We start from the raw sequence: 18,689 nt of genomic DNA, 5'->3' as shown, positions 1-18,689 counted from the left end.
CTTGGTCCGCCACGGTGGGGCTCCACCGAGACCACCAGGAGGGCCGCATGGCACAGGCACCCACCCAGATCGGCACCGAGATCAGCACCGGGACCGGCACCGGGACCAGGACCGACCTGGAGGCCGAGATCGGCCTCCAGCAGGAGCGGGCCCTCGCCCGGCGGGCCGAGGAGCTGCGCAGCCGGCACTCCCAGGCCCTGAGCCGGCTGATGGAGGAGCGTCGTGACCTGCACGGGGTGCACGCGCTCGCGGACTTCGTGGCCGACTCGCTGCGCTGGACCGCCTGAGCCGACCGCGGGGCGGGCGGGCGGGCAGCACTGTCAAGAACGCCCGCCCGCCCGGCGTACCGCCCTCGTTATAGTCACAGCGTGATCTTCAAGCGCGTGGGGGACGGTCGGCCCTACCCCGACCACGGACTGTCCTCGCGCGCCTGGGCCGCCGTACCCCCGCGACAGGTCCGGCTCGACCAGCTGGTGACCACCAAGGACACCCTGCAGCTGGCCGCGCTGCTCGACGACGACTCCACGTTCTTCGGCGACCTGTTCGCCCACGTCGTGGAGTGGCGGGGCGAGTACTACCTCGAGGACGGCCTGCACCGAGCGCTGCGCGCCGCACTGCAGCAGCGCAACGTCCTGCACGCCCGAGTCCACACGGTGCCCGCGTGAGCCTGTCCGCCGGCGCCCGGTCGGCGCTCACCGTGCTCGTGCTGGTCCTGCTGCTGCTCGCCGCGCTCCTGTGGGGCTGGACGGCGGTGACGGCGCCGCTGCCCACCAGCACCGCCCCCACCGAGAAGTGCGTCCCGACCGAGGTCGAGAAGGGCAGCACGGTGCGGCCGGGTCAGGTCGTGGTCAGTGTCCTGAACGCCAGCAGCCGCGAGGGGCTGGCCGGGCGGACCATGCAGCTGTTCGAGGACGACGGGTACGTCGCGGGCAGCAGCGGCAACGCCCCGTCGAGCACCCGGGTCGCCAAGGCCCAGATCTGGGCCCCGAACCCCGACGACCCGTCGGTCCAGCTGGTCCGCTCCCGGCTCGGCCGGGGCACCAAGGTCGTCGACACCCCCACCACCGCACCGGGGGTGGTCGTGGTCGTGGGTGACCGGTTCCGCGACCTGGCCGAGGGCCGCAAGGCGGTCCGGGTCGAGGAGGACACCACGATCTGCAGCCCGCCCGAGGGCTGAGGTCCCTCAGGGCTCGCCAGGGCTCGCCAGGGCTCGCCAGCGCTCGTCGGGGCTCGTCAGCGCTCGTCGGAGAGCCAGTGCGCCAGCCGGCCGCGCAGGCTCACCTCGCGCAGCCGCGCCTCGGTGAGCTCGCGCTGCTTGCGCGGGGTCACCACCAGCAGCGCGTCGCCGCGGCGCAGCACCGTACGCCGCTCCGGCACCAGCGTCTCCCCGTCGCGGATGACGATCGAGACCGAGGCCCCCGGCGGCAGCCGCAGCTCCCCGACCTCGACCCCGTGCATCCGGGAGGCCGGGCTGATCGTGATCTGGAGCAGGTCGGCCGCGATCCGCTCCAGCGGCGCGGCCTCGAGCTCCAGCTCGCGCGGCTCCGCGCGCTGCGCGACGCCCAGCCAGCGGGCGACCAGTGGCAGCGTCGGGCCGGTGAGCAGCGTGTAGATGACCACCATCACGAAGACCACGTCGAAGAGCCGCTCGCCTCCGGCGATGCCGTCGGCCAGCGGGATCGTGGTGAAGACGATCGGGACCGCACCACGCAGCCCGGCCCAGGAGAGGAAGGCCAGCTCGCGCGGGGGCATCGGCTGCACCAGGGAGCAGACCAGCACCGAGATCGGCCGGGCCACGACTGTCAGGATCAGCCCGGCGGCGAACGCCAGCCCGACGACCTCCCAGGTGATCCGCGACGGGCTGAGCAGCAGGCCCAGCATCACGAACAGCCCGATCTGGGCGATCCAGGCGATCCCCTCGGAGAACGACCGGGTGGCGCCGCGGTGCGGCAGCTCGGAGTTGCCGAGGACCAGCGCCGCGACGTACACGGCGGCGAACCCCGACGCGTGCAGGCCGGCGCCGGCGCCGTACGCGAGGACGGTGAGGCACAGCACCGCGATCGGGTAGAGGCCGGTGGCGGGCAGGGCGGCGCGGCGCATCACCCAGGCGCCGCCGAACCCCACGGCCAGGCCGATCGCGACGCCGACGACGAGCTCGAAGGCGATCAGCCCCAGCATCGCCAGCGGGCCGTCCTCGACGGCCGCGCCGGAGGAGACCAGGACGACCAGGACGACCACCGGGGCGTCGTTCAGCCCCGACTCCGCCTCGAGCGCGCCGGTGAGGCGCCGGGGCAGCGGCACCGCGCGCAGCACCGAGAACACGGCGGCGGCGTCGGTCGCCGAGGTGACGGCACCGAGGAGGATCGAGACCTGCCACGACAGCCCCAGCAGGTAGTGTGACGCGACCGCGACGATGCCCACCGAGATGCTGACGCCGACGGTGGCGAGGGCGAGGCTCAGCCGCATGGTCGGCCTGATCTCGCGCCAGTTGGTGGTCAGACCACCCTCGGCCAGGATCACGACCAGGGCACCGAACCCGAGCGCGTGCGCCAGCTCGGCGTCCTCGAATGGGATCCCGAGCCCGGCCTCGCCGAGGAGCACGCCCATCAACAGGTAGATCAGCAGGCTGGGCAGCCCCGCGCGGCTCGACGCCCGGACCGCGAGGACTGCCAGCAGCGTGACGGCCGACCCGACGAGCAGGAACACGTCCAGCTGGTGGGCGTCGAACGTCATCTCACCTCGGGAGGTCGGCGTGGGCGGCCCCCGCAGTCTACCGGCAGGCGGCGTCTCGCCCGGGTCGCGTGCGGGGGCTGGGGGCCGGGGATCCCCGGCCCCCAGCCCACCCCGCCCTAGAGTTCCCCCGTGACCGCCGACCGCCTGACCGTGGCCCACCGGGCCAACGTGCCGCCGTTCCACGTGATGGACCTGCTGGCCGCCTCGGCGGCCAGGCAGCGCACCCACGGCGACATGGTCAACCTGCTGGCCGGCCAGCCCAGCTCGGGTGCGCCGCGGCGGGTCAGCGACGAGGCGGTCCGGCTGCTCCAGTCCGGCGACCCGCTCGGCTACACACCGGCGGCCGGCATCCTGGAGCTGCGCGAGGCGATCGCCGGACACCACCGCCGCGCGCACGGCATCGACGTCGGGCCCCAGGACGTCGTGGTGACCACCGGCTCCAGCGGCGGCTTCCTGCTGGCGTTCCTCGCCGCCTTCGAGGCCGGCGACAAGGTCGCGATGGCCCGGCCGGGCTACCCCTGCTACCGCAACGTGCTCAGCGCGCTGGGCTGCGAGGTGGTGGAGATCCCCACCGGTCCCGAGACCCGCTTCCAGCCGACCGTGGAGCAGGTCGCCGCCCTCGGCCCGGACATCCGGGGCCTGGTCGTCGCGAGCCCCGCCAACCCGACCGGCACCATGCTGCTGCCCGCCGAGCTCGCCGCGCTCGCGGCGTACTGCGAGGAGCACGGCATCCAGCTGATCTCCGATGAGATCTACCACGGCATCGAGTACGCCGCGCTCGACGGCGGCGCGCCCATGGCCCGCTCTGCGTGGGAGACCAGCCGCGAGGCGGTGGTCTTCTCCAGCTTCAGCAAGTACTTCTCGATGACCGGCTGGCGGATCGGCTGGATGCTGGTCCCCCAGCGGCTGCGCCGCGCCGTGGACGTGCTGACCGGCAACTTCACGATCTGCCCGCCGGTGCTCGCGCAGCGGGCCTGCATCGCCGCCTTCGACGACGCGACCTACGCCGAGCTCGACGGCCACGTGCACCGGTACGCCGAGAACCGCCGGGTCCTCCTCGACGGCCTCGCCGACCTCGGCATCACCCGGCTGGCGCCGGCCGACGGCGCCTTCTACGCGTACGCCGACGTCGGGCACCTGACCGACGACACGATGGTCTGGACCCACGACCTGCTGACCCGGATCGGCGTGGCGATCGCCCCGGGCATCGACTTCGACACCGTCGACGGGCACCGCTTCGTCCGGTTCAGCTTCGCCGGCCAGCGCGCCGAGATCGAGGAGGCGCTGACCCGGCTGGCGGGCGTCGTGTGAGGCGCGCCCCGGACCCGGTCCTCGCGGGGGCCGCGCGACCCCGCTAGTTTCGGAGCAGCACGGCCGGGAAGGTGCTCGGCACAGGCCGAGCCGACGGCACCGGAGGGAGCTCGATGTACGGCGAGACCGACGCGATGCGTCGACGCGTGCGCGCCCTGCGCGAGCAGGGCACCGACGTGCGGATGCTCGCCGACCAGCTGGTCGCGCAGACCGACGCAGTCGGCTGGAGCGGCCGCGCGGCCGCCGCGCTGCGCGAGCGGATCCGCGACCGAGCCGCCCACCTGCGCCGGGTCGCCTCCCGCCACGACGCCGCGGCCGACTCCCTCGAGCGGCACCTGCACGAGGTGGACCGGATCAAGGAGTCCATCGCCGCCGTGGAGCGCCGCACCCGCGACCTGGTCGCCGAGGCCCGCACCCGGGCTGCCCGCCTGGAGACGGTCCCGGACGACGACGCGGGCTCCGGCGTACGCCTGGAGCTGGCCGCGGCCGACCGGGCGCTGCTCGACCTCGACCCCCCGCCCCCGGGCCACCGCGACTGGCTCGGCGTGTCGGTGCCGGGGATGAGCGCCCGATGACAGTCATCGACCTGCGCGCCCCGGCGCCCGCCGAGTCCCTGCTGCTCGCGGCCCTGCCGCGGCGGCTCGCGCTGACCCTGCCCGAGCTCCGGTTCGTCGCCGCCGCGGCCGGCGACGCGCCGCTGCCGTTCACGATCGCGGACGCGCCCGCCGAGTCCGCGCTCGCGGGGCGGCTCGGCGCCAGCCCCGGCTCGGTCGAGGACTCCGCCTACACAGCGGTCCTGGACTCCCTGCGCGACCCGGAGACCTCGCTGGGGCGCCGCGGCCTGCTCACCGAGGACGGCCGCGTCGACGCCGGCCTGCTCGGCGCGGTCGGCCTGCTCGCGAGCCCCGAGGTCGCCCTCGACCTCGACGTCGCCGCCGGCGGGTTCCACGCCCGCGCCTGGCACCGCCAGGCCGGGAGCGCGGTCGCGACCCTGGCGACGGCGGACGGCATCGTCTTCGAGCTGGCCTGGTTCCCGCTGGCGCAGTGGCCCGGCGAGCTGGCCCGCGCGGCGGTGCTCCCCGAGGACCTGCCGGTGCGGCCCTCGACGGTCCCGGCGGCCGTCGATCTCCCCTTCGAGCTCGCCGACGCCGCCGGCGAGGCGGTCCGCTCCGGCCGGGCCGACCTGGTCCCGGTCCTGGTGCAGCGGCACGGCGAGCCGGTCACCGACGCCGAGGGCGCGCCGCTGAGCGAGGCGGCCGCCGGCGACGTGCTGCGCGGGCTGACCGCGGAGGCGCGCGGCCGGCTGCGCGCCCTGGTCGCCGACGTCTCCGGCAGCGAGACCACCACCGTCGGCGTCGTGTCCTGGGTGCTGCTGGCCGACGGCTGGCACGCCCTGCGTCCCCGGCACGAGCAGGAGGATCGCGACCACCGGGTGCAGGTACGCCGGGTCACGCCCGCCGAGCTCGCCGCGGAGCTGGCGCCGATCCTGGCCGAGGTGCTCGGCCTCCCGGCCGAGCCGGACGAGGGGACGTCGTGACCGACCTGACCGACCCGCGCCCCGCCGCCGAACCGACGGCGGACCAGGTCGCCGACCTGACCGACCGCTACGAGCAGATGACCCGGCTGGCGGCGCTCTTCGACTCCGCCGGGGGCGAGCTGCGCCGCCGCGCGACCCTCGGGGAGGAGATTCTCGCCGACCCCGAGGTCGCGGAGTCCGCCGAGCTGTCCCCGCGCACCTGGCAGCAGGTCGAGGAGGACCTCCGCGGCGCCACCGGACGCCACGGCCTGCTCGGCCGGTCCGCCGAGCTGGACGCCGACGCGCTCGTCGTCCGCGCGACCGTGCAGACCTACCGCTGGATCGACGAGCTGCAGCAGATCGCCTACGACACCCTCGGGTCGATCGCCGGCCGGGCGATCGGCTACCTCGCGCCCGAGGTCGCCCTGGGCGGGACCGTCGTGTCCGCCGGGCTGATCGAGATCGACCCCGACGACCGCGAGGACGTCGCGGCGTACCTCGACGAGCTCGCGCTCAGCAACCGCGAGCTGCTCGAGCACGTCAGCGGCGGCGGCGGGCTGCTCGACGGCCTCCAGCTGCGCGCGCTGCTCACCGTGGGGGCGCTGGCCTCCGACACCGCGCCGCTCGCCGCCCGCGGCGGCATGCGGGCGCTCGGGGCCGACTCCTTCGCGACCGGGTTCGGCCCGGCGCTGCGCGACATCGCCGGCGGGCTGGTCGAGGACGTCGTCCACTCCGAGGACGACCCGGCGACCGTCGACAGCGCCCCCCGGGGGCTCGGCGGGCTGCTGACCGCCCTGGCCGCCACCCGGCGCGCGGTCGCTGTGCAGCGGGTGACCGAGAGCCGCTACATCGCCTACCTGCCCGGGCCGGAGGGCACCGGGCGGCGGCTGCGGCTCGTCGGAGGCGACCCCACCACCTACACCGCCCAGGTGCTGCGCGCGCTGGCCGCGGCGCTCGGCGACGACCCCGACCCCCGGCTGCTGCTCGTCGGCTCCGGGCAGGGCGGCGTGAGCGCCGCCGAGATCGCCGCCGCCCCCGGGCCCGCGTTCACCGTCGACCAGGTGGTGACCGCCGGCGCCCCCGCCGCGCAGGCGGCGCAGGTCCCCGACGGCACCCACGTGCTCGCCCTGGAGGACCGCGGCGACCCGGTGGTGCTGCTGGGCTCGCTGCTCAACGCCAACGCCCCCAACCGCCTCACGGTGCTCTTCGACAGCGGCGACGACGGGTCCGGCCCCGAGCCGGAGCCCGGCGACGAGCGGTACGTCGCGGGCGGACGGGCCGCGGACGCCGCCGACCACCCCGAGCTGCGGGCGGTCCTGGACCGGCTGCGCGAGCAGGGCTTCCTGGCGCCCTGACCGCGGCCGCCGAGCGGTACCCGCTCAGACCAGCATCAGACCAGATCGTGCACGAACTCGCCGAGCTGGGTCAGGTTGCGGCACTCCACCATCGGCACCACCTCGCCGTACACGCCGGCCAGGGAGTCCCCGGTCTGCCAGTGCCGGCGGTGCTCGGGGTTGAGCCACCAGGCGTGCCGGGCCGCGCCGGCCATCTCCCGCAGCGCCTCCAGGCCGGGGTCGCTGTAGTTGGAGCGGGCGTCGCCCAGGATCAGCAGCGAGGACCGCGGCCCGAGCACGCCGCCGTACTGCTCGGTGAACGTCGTGAACGCCCGCCCGTAGCTGGTCCGGCCCCACCGCGCCGCGTGCTCGGCGCTGGCAGCGAGCTCGGCCATCACGTCGCCGAGGTCCGCCCCCGGGCGCAGGTGCCCGGTCACCTCGTGGACCTGGTCGACGAACGTGAACGCCCGCAGGTTCTGGAACTGCTCGCGCAGCGCGAGGACCAGGAGCAGCGTGAACTGCGCGAAGTTCGCCACCGACCCGCTGACGTCGCACAGCACGACCAGGTCGGTGCGGTGCGGCCGCTTCGGCCGGTGGTGGGTGGTCAGCGGCACGCCGCCGGTGGAGACCGACGCGCGGACCGTACGCCGGAAGTCCACCGGCCCCCGGCGGCGCGCGTGCTGCTCGCGGGTGAGCCGGGTCGCGAGCCGCCGGGCCAACGGATAGATCTGGCGCCGCATCTCCTCGACGTCGGCGCGCCGGGCGGCGGTGAAGTCGATCCGCTCGATGCTGGGCCGGACCGCTGTGCGCGCGACGTGGTCGGGCCCTTTCTCCTCGGCGATCCGGCGGCGCGCGTCGTCCTCGACCAGCGCGGTGAAGGCGCCCACGCTGCGAGCGGCGGCGCGCCGCGCCTCCGCCTCGCCGCTGCCCTCGGTGAGCAGGGCGGCCACGATCCGCCGGGTCAGCTCCGCGGGGGCCACCCGCCGCAGCGCGGAGTACGCCGACCAGCTGGACAGGCCGGGGCCGCGCCCGGGCATCGACCCGAAGCGGCTCACGGTCTCCACCGCCAGCGGGCCCAGCGTCGCGGGGTCGTCGGCCGCCAGCGCGTCGACCAGCCGGTCCCGCAGGTCGCGCAGCGCCACGGCGCCGTCGCGCAGGGGCGGCGGCTCCGCATCCCCGCCATCCCCGCCGTCCCCGTCCGCCGACCCGTCGGCGTCCGGCCCGGCCTCGGCACCCGCGACCCCGTCCCCCACCAGCCGGGGGAAGTACAGGTCGAAGAGCGTGTCGAAGGTGGTCCGCTGCGCCTGCCGCTTCACCAGCGTCGCGGCGTACGCCGCCCGGACCACCTCCCGGTCGTCCCACGGCAGCGCACCGAGCGCCGCGACGGCGTCCAGGTCCTCCACCAGCGAGACCGGCAGGCCGGCCCCGCGCAGCGCCTCGAGGAACGCGAGATGTCGCTCGAGCAGGCCCCCGGTCATCAGCGCATCACCCCCGGGTCACCGCAGCCGCAGCTCGCGGACGGCCCGGTCCTGGTCGGAGGCGTGCTTGAGCACCACGCCCAGGGTGTCGCCGATCGCCTTCTCGTCCAGCTCCCGGATCTCCAGCGCCACCAGCGTGCGCGCCCAGTCGACCGACTCCGCGATCGAGGGCGCCTTCTTCAGCTCCAGCTCGCGCAGCCGGGCCACGGTCGCGACCAGCTGCTCGGCCACCCGCTGCTCCAGGTCCGGCACCTGGGAGGCGACGATCTCCGCCTCGCGGGCCGCGTCCGGATAGTCCAGGTGCAGGAACAGGCAGCGCCGCTTGACCGCCTCGGACAGCTCCCGGCTGGCGTTGGAGGTGAGCACCACGAACGGGCGGCGTACGGCGCTGAGCGTCCCCAGCTCGGGGATCGTGACCTGGAAGTCCGAGAGCACCTCCAGCAGCAGCCCCTCGACCTCGACGTCGGTCTTGTCGACCTCGTCGACCAGCAGCACCGTCGGCTCCGCGCGCCGGATCGCGGTCAGCAGCGGCCGAGTCAGCAGGAACTCGTCGGTGAAGATGTCGTCGTGGGTCTCGTCCCACGACTCCTGGCCCTGGCTGGCCTGGATCCGCAGCAGCTGCTTCTTGTAGTTCCACTCATACAGCGCCCGGGCCTCGTCGAGCCCCTCGTAGCACTGCAGCCGCACCAGCTCGGCCCCCGTCGCCCGGGACACCGCCTTGGCCAGCTCGGTCTTGCCGACGCCGGCCGGGCCCTCCACCAGCAGCGGCTTCTCCAGCGCCCCGGCGAGGTACGCCGTCGTGCCGGTCGCCTCGTCGGCGAGGTAGCCGGCGGCCGCCAGTCGCGCCTGGGCGTCCGAAGGTGAGCTGAACCACTGTGCATCGGGCATGACGACATCCTGCCGGACCGGTGCCGGGGACGCGCCGCCGAGCCCTCAGCAGCGGGGAATGCTCGACTTCGCCATCGTCCCGCCCAGGCCCGGGCCGTCGATCTCGTCGATGCCGGCTCCCACGGCGTCGCCACGGTTCACCCGCAGCGACTTCGTGCCGGACCACTCGCCGCCCCCGGCGCGGACCCTGGCGTCGGTCCACTTGCCGCCGCGCAGCCGGTAGACGTAGCCGACGTGGCCGTGCTTGGCCCGCCGGTTGTCCAGGCGGACCTTGACCTTCAGGTCGCCCCCGCCCAGCGGGACCTTGCAGACCCGGACCTTGCCGCCGTCGTTGGCGACGCCGGTCGTCCACGCGGCCTCGGCGGACGGGGCGGCGACCATTCCAGCGGCCAGCAGGGACGTCAGGGCCGAGCCCACCAGCGCCGGTCGGAGTGCCGATCGGAGGAGGGAACGGGCCGGCGCCGGGCGGTATCGAGAGATCACGGGCACACCCTCCCACACGCCCGGGAAACGAAGATCCCGCCCAGGTCACCCTGGGCGGGATCTTCGATCGCTGCCGGGTCCGGCCGGACCCACTGGCGGTGGCGGTGGGATTTGAACCCACGGTGGGTTTAACCCCACACATCATTTCGAGTGATGCACCTTCGGCCGCTCGGACACGCCACCGCGGTGGAATGTACCGGAGCCCGGGGCCGGCCTGGAAATCGCCCCCGGTCAGCCGACCCTGATGGTCCGGGCCGCGGCGACCGAGGCCGCCACGGTGGCCGAGCCGGCGTACCGGGCAGTGACCCGGTGGCTGCCGCGGCGAGCGATCCGGACCGTGACGCTGGCCCGGCCGTTGCGCACGACGACCGTGCGCACGACCCTGCCGTCGACCCGGACCTTCGCCCGGCCGGTGGCCTTGACCCCGCTCGCGACGACGCGGACGGCCACCGTGACCGGCCGGCCGGGCTGGACCCGGGTGCGGTTCGGCCGCACCGTGGTGCGCGAGGTCGCCTTGCCCACCGGCGCGGTGGCCCGCGAGACCGAGGTCCCGGGCGCCTTGCCGGGCTTCGTCGCGGTCACCCGCACCGAGATCCGGCGACCCACGTCCGCCGCCCCCAGCCGGTACGCCGACCCGGTCGCGCCCCGGATGGCCGAGCCGTTGCGCAGCCACTGGTAGCCGAACGCGAGGCCCTTGGTGTTCCAGGAGCCGGCCGTGGCCCGCAGCGTCGAGCCGAGCCGCGCGGTGCCGGTCACCTGCGGCGCGACCAGGGCCGCGACCCGGTCCACGTCGGCCAGGGTGACGGTCTCGCGGCGCAGCGTCTCGGGGTTCCCGGCGACGTCGGTGGAGGCGAACTCCACCGCGTGCTCACCGAACCCGGTGACCGTGATCCGCTCCTGGCCCACGGTCCGCCACGGGCCGCCGTCGACGCGGTAGAGCGTCGCGGCCACCCCGCTGGTGGCGTCGGTCGCCTCGAACCGCAGCGTGGCCGAGTCCAGCCCCTCCACGCCCGGCCCGCGGGTCGCCGCGAGCGAGGTGGCCGGCGCCGTCGTGTCGATCCCGACCGTGACCGACCGGTCACCCGAGGAGTTGCCGGCGGCGTCGCGGGCGCGGAACCCCACGGTGTGGGTGCCGTCGCCGCTCACCGGCACCGGACCGACGTACTCCTGCCAGGTGCTCCCGTCGCCGGTCTCGACCACGGGCGCGGGGTCGCGGTTGTCCGCGGCACTGACGGCCACGCTGACGTCCGAGCGGTACCAGCCGGCGTCGCCCGCCGTGCCTGCGGCGACCGCCGCCGACACGTCCGGCGCCTGGGTGTCCTCCGGGACGGCGAGCACCCACAGGTCGGCGATGGACGGGTCGTAGAACCCGGCCGCGTCGGTGGGGAACTCGAACCGCACCCGCACGTTGCCGTCGTTGCCGGTCACCGCGGGGCCGGCGATCAGGGCGTCGTAGACCTTGGTCCCGGCCCCGGGCTCGCTGCGCGGGACCAGCTGGGTCTTGACCAGCACGTCGTCGACGTAGACGTGGTACTTCTTCGTCCGCGGCCCGTCGTAGGTCTCGATGTTGCGCAGGATGAACGGCTCACCGGCCGGCACGTCCAGCGTCACCGAGTACCACGACCCCGGATAGCCGGAGTGCGCGTAGCGGCGGGTCAGCCCGGCCTCGGCGTTGGTGCCGCTGCTCGCGGACGCCTGGATCCCGTGGGCGTTCTCCGAGGCCGCGTTGCCGAAGTCGACGTGGTCGAGCACGGCGGCGGCCGGCGGGGTCGGCAGGTCGAACGTCGCCGTCGTCTCCGCCGAGGCCAGGAGCACCCCGGCGCGGCGTACCGCCACGGTGACCGGCACTGCGCCGCCGACCCGGTCCAGCGGAAGCACCACCGGCACCTCGACGGCGGCGGTGCCGCCGGCCGGGACGAGGACGTCGGCGGAGGGCACCGTGCCCCACCCGGCCGGGACGGTCAGCGCCACCGAGGCGCGGACGTCCGCGCCTCCGGTGTTGCTCAGCGGGACCGTCACCGTGGCGTGCTCGCTGGGGTCGCTCCCGTCCAGCGCCGTCGTCAGCGCGCCGACGTCCAGCCCGGAGGTCACGGTGACCCAGTCGGGGGTGGTGTCGGTGAGCGTGAAGGTCTGCCCCCCGGCCGTGTAGGTCAGCGACAGCTCCGCGTCGTAGCGGCCCGGGTCCTGCTGGCGCGGGACCGCGATCGCGACCGGCAGCTGCGCCGAGGCGCCGGCCGGCACCTCGGCCAGCTCCACCGAGGCCTCCCCCAGCCCGGCCACGACGACCGAGCCCGAGAGCCCGGTCAGCGGGGTGGGCCCGTCGTTGGTCACCTCGATCGTGCCGCTCACCGTGCTGCCCGGCAGCGCCTCGCCGGCGACCGGCGGCAGCGCCACCGTGACCCCCATCGACGAGGTCAGGGCCCGGACCAGCTTGGCCTCGATCCTCCCCGCTCGGGCGTCCAGGTCGGTCCGGACGGCGGCGTCCAGGTCGGCGGCGGCCAGCCAGGCCCGCAGCTCCCGGGTCCCGCCGAGCGCGGCCTCCAGGGACGCGGTGACCGCGGCGTCGTCGCCCTCGAGCCCGGCGAGGAGCGCGGCGGTCACGTCCTCGCGGATCCCGTCCAGCGCGGTGTCGATCGAGGTGCGGTCCGCGCCGTCGAGCACTCCGCCCTGGGCCAGGTCACCGACGTGGGCCTGGGTGGTGTCGAGGTCCTCGAGGATCGAGCCGAGCAGCGCGTTCGCCGAGACGACCTGGAAGTCGTAGCTGCCCGAGCCGACCGACACCGTGACGGTGTCCCCGTCGTCGACCGCGCCGGTCACGCCGTCGGCGTCGCGCAGCAGCGTGCCGCTCTCGGTGGCCGAGAAGACGTTGGGGGCGGGCAGCACGACCTCGGCCGTGGTGTTGGCCGGGACGTCGACCCGCAGGTGCAGGTCCTCGCCCTCGACTGTCCAGTCGGTGCTGATCCGGCCGTAGACCGAGTCGTAGTCGCCGCCGCCGCGGGTCAGACCCCCGCCGACGACCGGCGCCACCCGGATCCTGCGGTAGCCGGCCTCGAGCGCGCTGATGCCGCCGATGTTCTGGTACATCCAGTCGCCGACCGCGCCGTAGGCGTAGTGGTTGAACGAGTTCATGCCCACGTCCCCGAAGGAGCCGTCCGGCTTGATCGAGTCCCAGCGCTCCCACATGGTGGTGGCGCCGTTCTCGACCTCGTAGCCCCAGGACGGGAAGTCCTTGTGGGTCAGCAGCGTGTACGCCAGGTCGTCGCGGCCGATGCTGCTCAGCGCCGGCAGCAGCCACGGCGTGCCGAGGAAGCCGGTCGAGAGGTGGTTGTTCTTGGAGGCGAGCTTCGCCACGAACCGGGCGGCCACCCTCGCGCGCAGCTCCTCGTCAGGCACCAGGTCCATCCCGAGGGCCAGCGCGTAGCCGGTCTGGCTGTTGCCGTTGACGGTGCCGTCGGCCGCCACCAGCTCGGCGGCGAACACCTCGCGGACCCGGGCCGAGAGCTCGGTGAGCTCGGCTGCGTCCTCGTCCTCCCCGATCGCGGTCGCCATCTCCGCGAGCATCCGGGCGTCCTCGGCGAGGTACGCCGTGCCCAGGACGCCGGTCGGCGTCGGGTCGTCCAGGTTGAGCCAGTCGTCCCAGTTGCCGCGCGCGGTGTCGACGAGGTCCGGACCGGCCCCGGCCCGCACGAAGTCCAGGTAGGCGGTCATCGCTGCATAGTTCTCCCGCACGATCGCGGTGTCGCCCTGGCTGTGCCACACCGCGTACGGGACCGTGATCACCGCGTCGGACCAGCCCAGGCCGCTGCCGAGGTCGATGCCCTTGGGCTGCGGGGCGACGCCCGGGATGTTGCCGTTCGGGTACGCCGAGTCGCGCAGGTCGGTCATCCACTTGCGCAGGAACGCCCGGGTGTCCTTGAGGTAGCTCGCCGTGGGGGCGAAGACGTTGATGTCGCCGGTCCAGCCGAGCCGCTCGTCGCGGGCGGGGGTGTCGGTCGGGATCGAGAGGAAGTTGCCGCGCTGGCCCCAGGAGATGTTGCTGGCCAGCTGGTTGAGCATCGGGTCGGACGTCTCGAGCTCGCCGGTGTCGGCGAGATCGGACTCCCACACGACGCCGGTGACGTCGGCGGCGGCCGGGGGCGTGGAGGCGCCGACGATCTCGACGTACCGGAAGCCGTGCTGGGTGAACTTCGGCTCGTAGGTGACTGTGCCGTCCTCGGCGAAGGTGTAGCGGTCGGTGACCTTCGCGGCCCGCAGGTTCGCGGTGTAGAGGGTGCCGTCGGGGTTGAGCATCTCGCCGTAGCGGATGGTGACCGTGGTGCCGGCCCTCCCCTGCAGGCGCATCCGGGCCACGCCGACCATGTTCTGGCCGAGGTCGTAGACGAAGGCGCCGGGGGCCGGCTCGGTGCGCTCGACTGTCGCGAGCTCCTGGGTCGCCCGGACCGGCTCGTCGGGCTGCGGCACGACCAGCTCGGTGGCCGAGGGGCGGGCCACGGCCGCGGCCCAGCCGGCGTCGTCGAAGCCGGCCTCGTCCCAGCCCGGCTGCTCCTGGCGGGCGTCGTAGGACTCGCCGTCGATGTTGTCGGTGAACGTGTACGGCCCGGTGTGGCTGGACCAGGACTCCGCGTCGGTGTCCACCCACTCGCTGGTGCCGTCGGAGTAGTCCAGCCGCAGCCGGGCGACCAGCGAGAGGTCGTTGCCGTAGACCCCGGGGCCCCACATGCCGACCTTGCCGCCCCACCAGCCGTCGGCGAGCTCGGCGCCGAAGGAGTTCGCGCCGCTCGTGACGAGCTCGGTGACGTCGTAGGTCTGGTGCTGGATGCGGTCCTCGTAGTCGGTCCAGCCCGGCGCCAGGAACTGGTCGCCCACCTTCTCGCCGTTGAGGTTCAGCTCGTAGATGCCCCGGGCGGTCGCGTAGACCCGCGCCTGGGTCACGGTCTTGTCGGCGGCGGTCTCGAAGTCGGTACGCAGCAGCGGCAGGTTGTCGTCCGGCGAGCGCCACAGCGCCTCGACGTTGCCCTTGATCTCGAGGCCGCGCTCGACGAGCGTGCCGGCCGAGAACGGGTTGCCCTGGGCCGCGAAGTCGGTGTCGAGGAGGACGTCGCCGTTCTCGGCCGTCACCCGGACATCGTGCACCGTGGCCGCCTCCGTGCCCTCGGTCGCCTGGGAGGCCCGGAAGCCCACGAACCCCTTGGCGAACGTCGCGTCGGTTCGGGTGTCGATGACCTCGCCGTCGAGCCGGGTCGTGATCGTCTGGCCGTCGAAGGCCACGCTCATCGTGTGCTGCCCGGTGCGCAGCTCCTCGGCGGTGATCGAGGCGGAGATGTCCTTGTTGTCCAGCAGCCGGTAGCTGCCGCCGACCTTGACGTGCGGGCGGAACCGCGGGGTCCCGTCGGCCAGGCTCAGCTGCCACAGGTAGCCGTTGTCGAGGTTCGCGGTGCGGACGAAGGCTGCGAGGACCAGGTTGTCGATGGTGAAGTCGATGTCGGCGGTGTAGTCGGTCCAGCGGTCCACCTCGGTGCCGGCCGGGGCGCCGATCCACTCCGCGTCGCCCCAGTCGTCGGCGTCGAGGAGGCCGGTCTCGAAGGTCGCCGGCTCGCTCCACGCGGTGGCCTGGTCGGCACCGTCCCAGGTGCGGACCTGCCACGCGTAGCGGGTCCCGGCGGCCAGCGCCGGACCGCCGTACTCCACGTCGACCTGGCGGGGGGAGGCCACCTTGCCCGAGCTCCACACGTCCGCGGAGTCGAGCGCGTCCTCGCTGCTCGCCACCCGGATCTCGTACGCCGTCTGCACCACGCCGCGGGCCGCCGAGACCGCCCGCCAGCTGAGCTGGGGCGCGGCGCCGGGGATGCCGAGCGGATCGGTGCGGCCGTTGGCCTGGAGGCCCTCGACCCGGACCGTGCCGTCGGGGGCGAGCGCCGCCGCGCCGGGGGTGACGGCCGGGACGACGCTCAGGGAGAGACCGGCGGCCAGCACCAGCCCGGGGATCAGCAGGCGTCGTGCTCGGCTTCGTTGGGTGGACATCGCGGCCTCTTCCCGCTCGGCATTGAAACGTTGCAAACGCAACGTAAGTCCGCGTGACCCAGGTCACAACAGGTCTGACCGGATCCGGCCAGCAACCGGCCCGGGCCGCGAGCAGCCCACCCGTCGTCGCCCCTCGCTAGCGGCCGAGGATCTTCTGCAGGGCTGCGATCAGGCTGGTTCGCTCCTGGGGCGCGAGCGGCTCCAACAGCTCGTTCTGGGCGACCGTCAGCCGGGCGTGGATCTGGTCGAGCCGGTCCCGTCCGTGAGCGGTGATGCGGACGAGGTTGCGTCTCGGATCCGCGGGGTCCGGGCGGCGCCGCAGGCACTGCTGGTCCTCGAGCTCGAGAACCCGCTGAGCCACGTCCTTCCTGTCCATGTTCAGCCGGCCGCCGATCTCAACCTGGCTGCAGGGGCCGAACTCCTCGACGGCGCAGAGGATCGCGTAGTGGTAGCGGCCGGCTCCGAGCGAGTCGAAGACCTCGCGGCTGCGCCGACCCGCGCTCGCCGCGATCTGGGTCAGCAGCCAGCTGGGCGTCTCCAGCAGTCGCTGGGGTGGACGGTCAGGCACGACATCTCCCTTGCGTTGGTGACACCAACGATTTACGTTGCGTTGGTGCCACCAACCATAGGGAGGGATGTCGTGAGCGAGAGGCCAAAGCCGTGGCTGGTCCTCGGCGCGGTGGTGACCGGCCAGCTGATGGTCGGTGTCGACGCGACCATCCTGGCCCTGGCGCTCCCCGGGATGGCCGCCGATCTGCACCTGTCGTCGCAGGCCGTGGCCTGGGTGATGGCCGCGTACGTCCTGGCGGCGGGCTCGCTGATGATCGCCGGAGGCCGGGTCGCCCAGGCAGTCGGATATCGCCGCGTCATGACGCTGGGCCTGATCGCCTTCGGACTCGCCTCGGCGGTGGGAGGCGCTGCCGACCTGGGCTGGCTGCTGATCTGTGCCCGGGTCGCCCAGGGGGTCGCCGCGGCCGCGATGACGCCGGCGGCGATGGCGCGCCTCTCGGCCGCGTTCCCCGATGCGGGCCGCGACCGGGCGTACGCCGTCTTCGGGATGATCATGGGCAGCGGGACCGCCATCGGGCTGCTGCTCGGAGGGGTGCTGACCCAGCTCGCGGGCTGGCGGGCGTGCCTGTACGTCAACGTCGCGTTCGTCGTGGTGGCCCTGGTTCTCTCGACCCTCGCCGGGGACGACGTCGAGCGCTCACCGGGGCACGGGCGCGGCTCCTGGCGGGGCGCCGTCCTGGCCGCGGGGGCTGCACTGGTCATCCAGGCGCTCACGGTCGTGGACGACCCGGGGCGGGCGACGGCCTCCGGGGTCGCCGGCGCCCTGGTGCTGATCGGGTTCGCGGCTTCCGAGCGGCGCTCGACGGCTCCGTTGATCCCGGCCGCGCTGTTCGAGAGCGCGACCAGGCGCGTGGCCTACTACGGGCTCTTCCTGTGGGGTGTCGCCACGATCGCCACGTTCGTGTCGGCGAACGGTTCGCTCCAGCACGACCATCACCTCGCACCGCTGGCCACCGGTGCCCTGTTCTCGATCTACCCGGCGGCCATCCAGCTGGGCCTGTTCCTCTCCCGCCGGCTCGGCGCCCGGCCACCGGACCGCCAGATCGGCGTCGGGCTCGCGCTCCTCGGCGCCGGACAGATCGTCTTCGCGCTGTCGCCGACCAGTCTCGCCGCGGTTCTCGCCGCGCTCGGCGTGATGGGACTGGGGACCTCCCAGGTCATGCCGGCCGCGAACAGCGCCATGAACCGTGACGCCGGACCCCACGCAGGAGTCGCCGGCGCCGTCGGAACGACCCTGCAACAGCTCGGAGCCAGTGTCGGCCTGGCCATCCCCGTGGCCCTCGCGGCGATCACCGCCCACGCGACCAGCATCGCCATCGGCGTCACGGCCCTCGCGTTGGTCGTCGGGTCGGCCCTCGCCCTGCGCCAGCAGGCGGGATCGACAGCCACACCGGCTCCCACACCGCACGAAACCTCGACCTGAATTGGCGTGCCGCACCGTCCGCTCGCCAGGCACGCTGTCTTCCGTCCCGCCCCGGTCCCGTCCGTCCCCTCCAAGGAGAACCATGGACCAGCAGTCGCTCGACGAGCTCCGCACCTTCTACGCATCCTTCGGTCGGCTGCCGCTGCCGGACGGCACCCGGATCACCGAGACCACGCTGGGCGGAGTGCCCGCCGTCGACATCGCGGTGCCGCAGGCCGTCCGCGGGACGGGCACGCTGCTCTACCTGCACGGCGGCGGCTACGCCATCGGCGCGGACCGCACCGGCGTTCCGCTCGCTGCCGGGCTCGCAGCGCGGGCCGGGCTGCGCGCCGTCTCCCTCGACTACCGGCTGGCCCCGGAGAACCCCTTCCCCGCAGCAGTCGACGACGCGCTCGCGTCGTACCGGCAGCTGCTGGTCGACGTCGACCCCGCCGGGCTGGTTCTCGCGGGCGACTCGGCGGGCGGCGGCCTCGCGCTGGCGACCATGCTCGCCGCCCGCGAGGCCGGACTGGGCCTGCCGGCCGGCCTCGCGGCGTTCTCGGGATGGTTCGACCTCACCCTGTCCGGCGCGAGCCTGACGGGCAAGGAGGCCGCCGACCCGGTCTTCGACGCCGCCGACATCCGGGCGTACGCCGACCTCTACCTCGCCGGCAGCGACGGTCGCGACCCGCTCGCCAGTCCGCTTCTCGCCGATCTGCGTGGACTGCCCCCGCTCCTGCTCCAGGTCGGCTCCCGCGAGGTCCTGCTCGACGACAGCACACGCCTCGCGGCCCGGGCCGCGACCGCCGACGTCGACGTCGCCCTCGAGGTGTACGCCGGCGCCACCCACGTCTTCCAGCACGACCACGCCACCGACCCGACCGCCGCGCGGGCGATCGACTCCGCGGCATCGTTCCTGCGACGACAGCTCGAGCCCCGCTGACCTGGAGTCG

15 protein-coding genes and 1 tRNA gene are annotated in these 18,689 nt (G+C 74.3%); 9 read left to right on the top strand and 7 right to left on the bottom strand.

Going from position 1 to position 18,689, the window contains the following annotated elements:
- Window positions 1–47: 47 nt before the first annotated feature.
- The 3 genes from EBO35_RS00940 (at window position 48) to EBO35_RS00930 (ending at window position 1,177) form a co-directional block, all read left to right on the top strand.
- Window positions 48–287, top strand: coding sequence for a hypothetical protein (locus tag EBO35_RS00940; RefSeq protein WP_122816065.1), 240 nt, complete (start codon window positions 48–50; stop codon window positions 285–287).
- A gap of 81 nt (window positions 288–368) precedes the next feature.
- Window positions 369–665, top strand: a complete 297-nt coding sequence (locus tag EBO35_RS00935; RefSeq protein ID WP_122816064.1) for a type II toxin-antitoxin system VapB family antitoxin — start codon at window positions 369–371, stop codon at window positions 663–665.
- Window positions 662–1,177 (top strand): LytR C-terminal domain-containing protein, encoded by a 516-nt coding sequence (locus tag EBO35_RS00930; RefSeq protein ID WP_164477743.1) that lies wholly within the window; start codon window positions 662–664, stop codon window positions 1,175–1,177. Before EBO35_RS00935 ends, EBO35_RS00930 begins: the two co-directional genes overlap by 4 nt.
- Window positions 1,178–1,233: 56 nt before the next feature.
- On the opposite strand, the gene EBO35_RS00925 is transcribed toward EBO35_RS00930, so the two are convergent.
- On the bottom strand, window positions 1,234–2,733 hold the full coding sequence (locus tag EBO35_RS00925) for a potassium/proton antiporter (protein ID WP_122816062.1): 1,500 nt from the start codon (window positions 2,731–2,733) through the stop codon (window positions 1,234–1,236).
- A gap of 129 nt (window positions 2,734–2,862) precedes the next feature.
- Between EBO35_RS00925 and EBO35_RS00920 the strand changes: the two genes are divergently transcribed.
- The 4 genes from EBO35_RS00920 (at window position 2,863) to EBO35_RS00905 (ending at window position 6,915) form a co-directional block, all read left to right on the top strand.
- Window positions 2,863–4,044, top strand: a complete 1,182-nt coding sequence (locus EBO35_RS00920; RefSeq protein ID WP_241153798.1) for a pyridoxal phosphate-dependent aminotransferase — start codon at window positions 2,863–2,865, stop codon at window positions 4,042–4,044.
- 113 nt (window positions 4,045–4,157) lie between these two features.
- Entirely contained in the window at window positions 4,158–4,619 is a 462-nt protein-coding gene (locus EBO35_RS00915) for a hypothetical protein (protein WP_122816061.1), read from the top strand.
- Entirely contained in the window at window positions 4,616–5,581 is a 966-nt protein-coding gene (locus EBO35_RS00910; RefSeq protein WP_122816060.1) for a hypothetical protein, read from the top strand. The genes EBO35_RS00915 and EBO35_RS00910 overlap by 4 nt, the downstream gene beginning before the upstream one ends.
- Window positions 5,578–6,915 (top strand): hypothetical protein, encoded by a 1,338-nt coding sequence (locus EBO35_RS00905; RefSeq protein ID WP_122816059.1) that lies wholly within the window; start codon window positions 5,578–5,580, stop codon window positions 6,913–6,915. The genes EBO35_RS00910 and EBO35_RS00905 overlap by 4 nt, the downstream gene beginning before the upstream one ends.
- Before the next feature lie 35 nt (window positions 6,916–6,950).
- On the opposite strand, the gene EBO35_RS00900 is transcribed toward EBO35_RS00905, so the two are convergent.
- From EBO35_RS00900 to EBO35_RS00875, 6 genes are all read right to left on the bottom strand, one after another.
- Entirely contained in the window at window positions 6,951–8,372 is a 1,422-nt protein-coding gene (locus tag EBO35_RS00900; protein WP_122816058.1) for a VWA domain-containing protein, read from the bottom strand.
- Window positions 8,373–8,390: 18 nt separating this feature from the next.
- Window positions 8,391–9,260 carry an AAA family ATPase gene (locus EBO35_RS00895; RefSeq protein ID WP_122816057.1) on the bottom strand — a complete coding sequence of 290 codons (870 nt, stop codon included), beginning with the start codon at window positions 9,258–9,260 and terminating at the stop codon, window positions 8,391–8,393.
- A gap of 45 nt (window positions 9,261–9,305) precedes the next feature.
- The gene (locus tag EBO35_RS00890; RefSeq protein WP_122816056.1) at window positions 9,306–9,677 is read right to left on the bottom strand and encodes a hypothetical protein; all 372 of its coding nucleotides are present in this window, start codon (window positions 9,675–9,677) and stop codon (window positions 9,306–9,308) included.
- A 159-nt stretch (window positions 9,678–9,836) separates the two neighbouring features.
- Window positions 9,837–9,926, bottom strand: a tRNA-Ser gene (locus EBO35_RS00885).
- A gap of 48 nt (window positions 9,927–9,974) precedes the next feature.
- Entirely contained in the window at window positions 9,975–15,764 is a 5,790-nt protein-coding gene (locus EBO35_RS00880; RefSeq protein WP_122816055.1) for a family 78 glycoside hydrolase catalytic domain, read from the bottom strand.
- 136 nt (window positions 15,765–15,900) lie between these two features.
- Window positions 15,901–16,332 carry a MarR family winged helix-turn-helix transcriptional regulator gene (locus EBO35_RS00875; RefSeq protein WP_164477742.1) on the bottom strand — a complete coding sequence of 144 codons (432 nt, stop codon included), beginning with the start codon at window positions 16,330–16,332 and terminating at the stop codon, window positions 15,901–15,903.
- 72 nt (window positions 16,333–16,404) lie between these two features.
- Between EBO35_RS00875 and EBO35_RS00870 the strand changes: the two genes are divergently transcribed.
- Together EBO35_RS00870 and EBO35_RS00865 are read left to right on the top strand one after the other, a co-directional pair.
- A complete protein-coding gene (locus tag EBO35_RS00870) occupies window positions 16,405–17,757 on the top strand; it encodes an MFS transporter (RefSeq protein ID WP_164477741.1) in 1,353 nt (450 codons plus the stop codon).
- Between the two features lie 82 nt (window positions 17,758–17,839).
- Complete coding sequence (locus EBO35_RS00865) at window positions 17,840–18,679, top strand: alpha/beta hydrolase (RefSeq protein WP_122816052.1); 840 nt, start codon at window positions 17,840–17,842, stop codon at window positions 18,677–18,679.
- Window positions 18,680–18,689 lie beyond the last annotated feature (10 nt).

Source organism: Nocardioides pantholopis, from assembly GCF_003710085.1.
GTDB classification, from domain to species: Bacteria; Actinomycetota; Actinomycetes; order Propionibacteriales; family Nocardioidaceae; genus Nocardioides; species Nocardioides pantholopis.
This window is presented reverse-complemented; position numbering and strand designations above follow the sequence as displayed.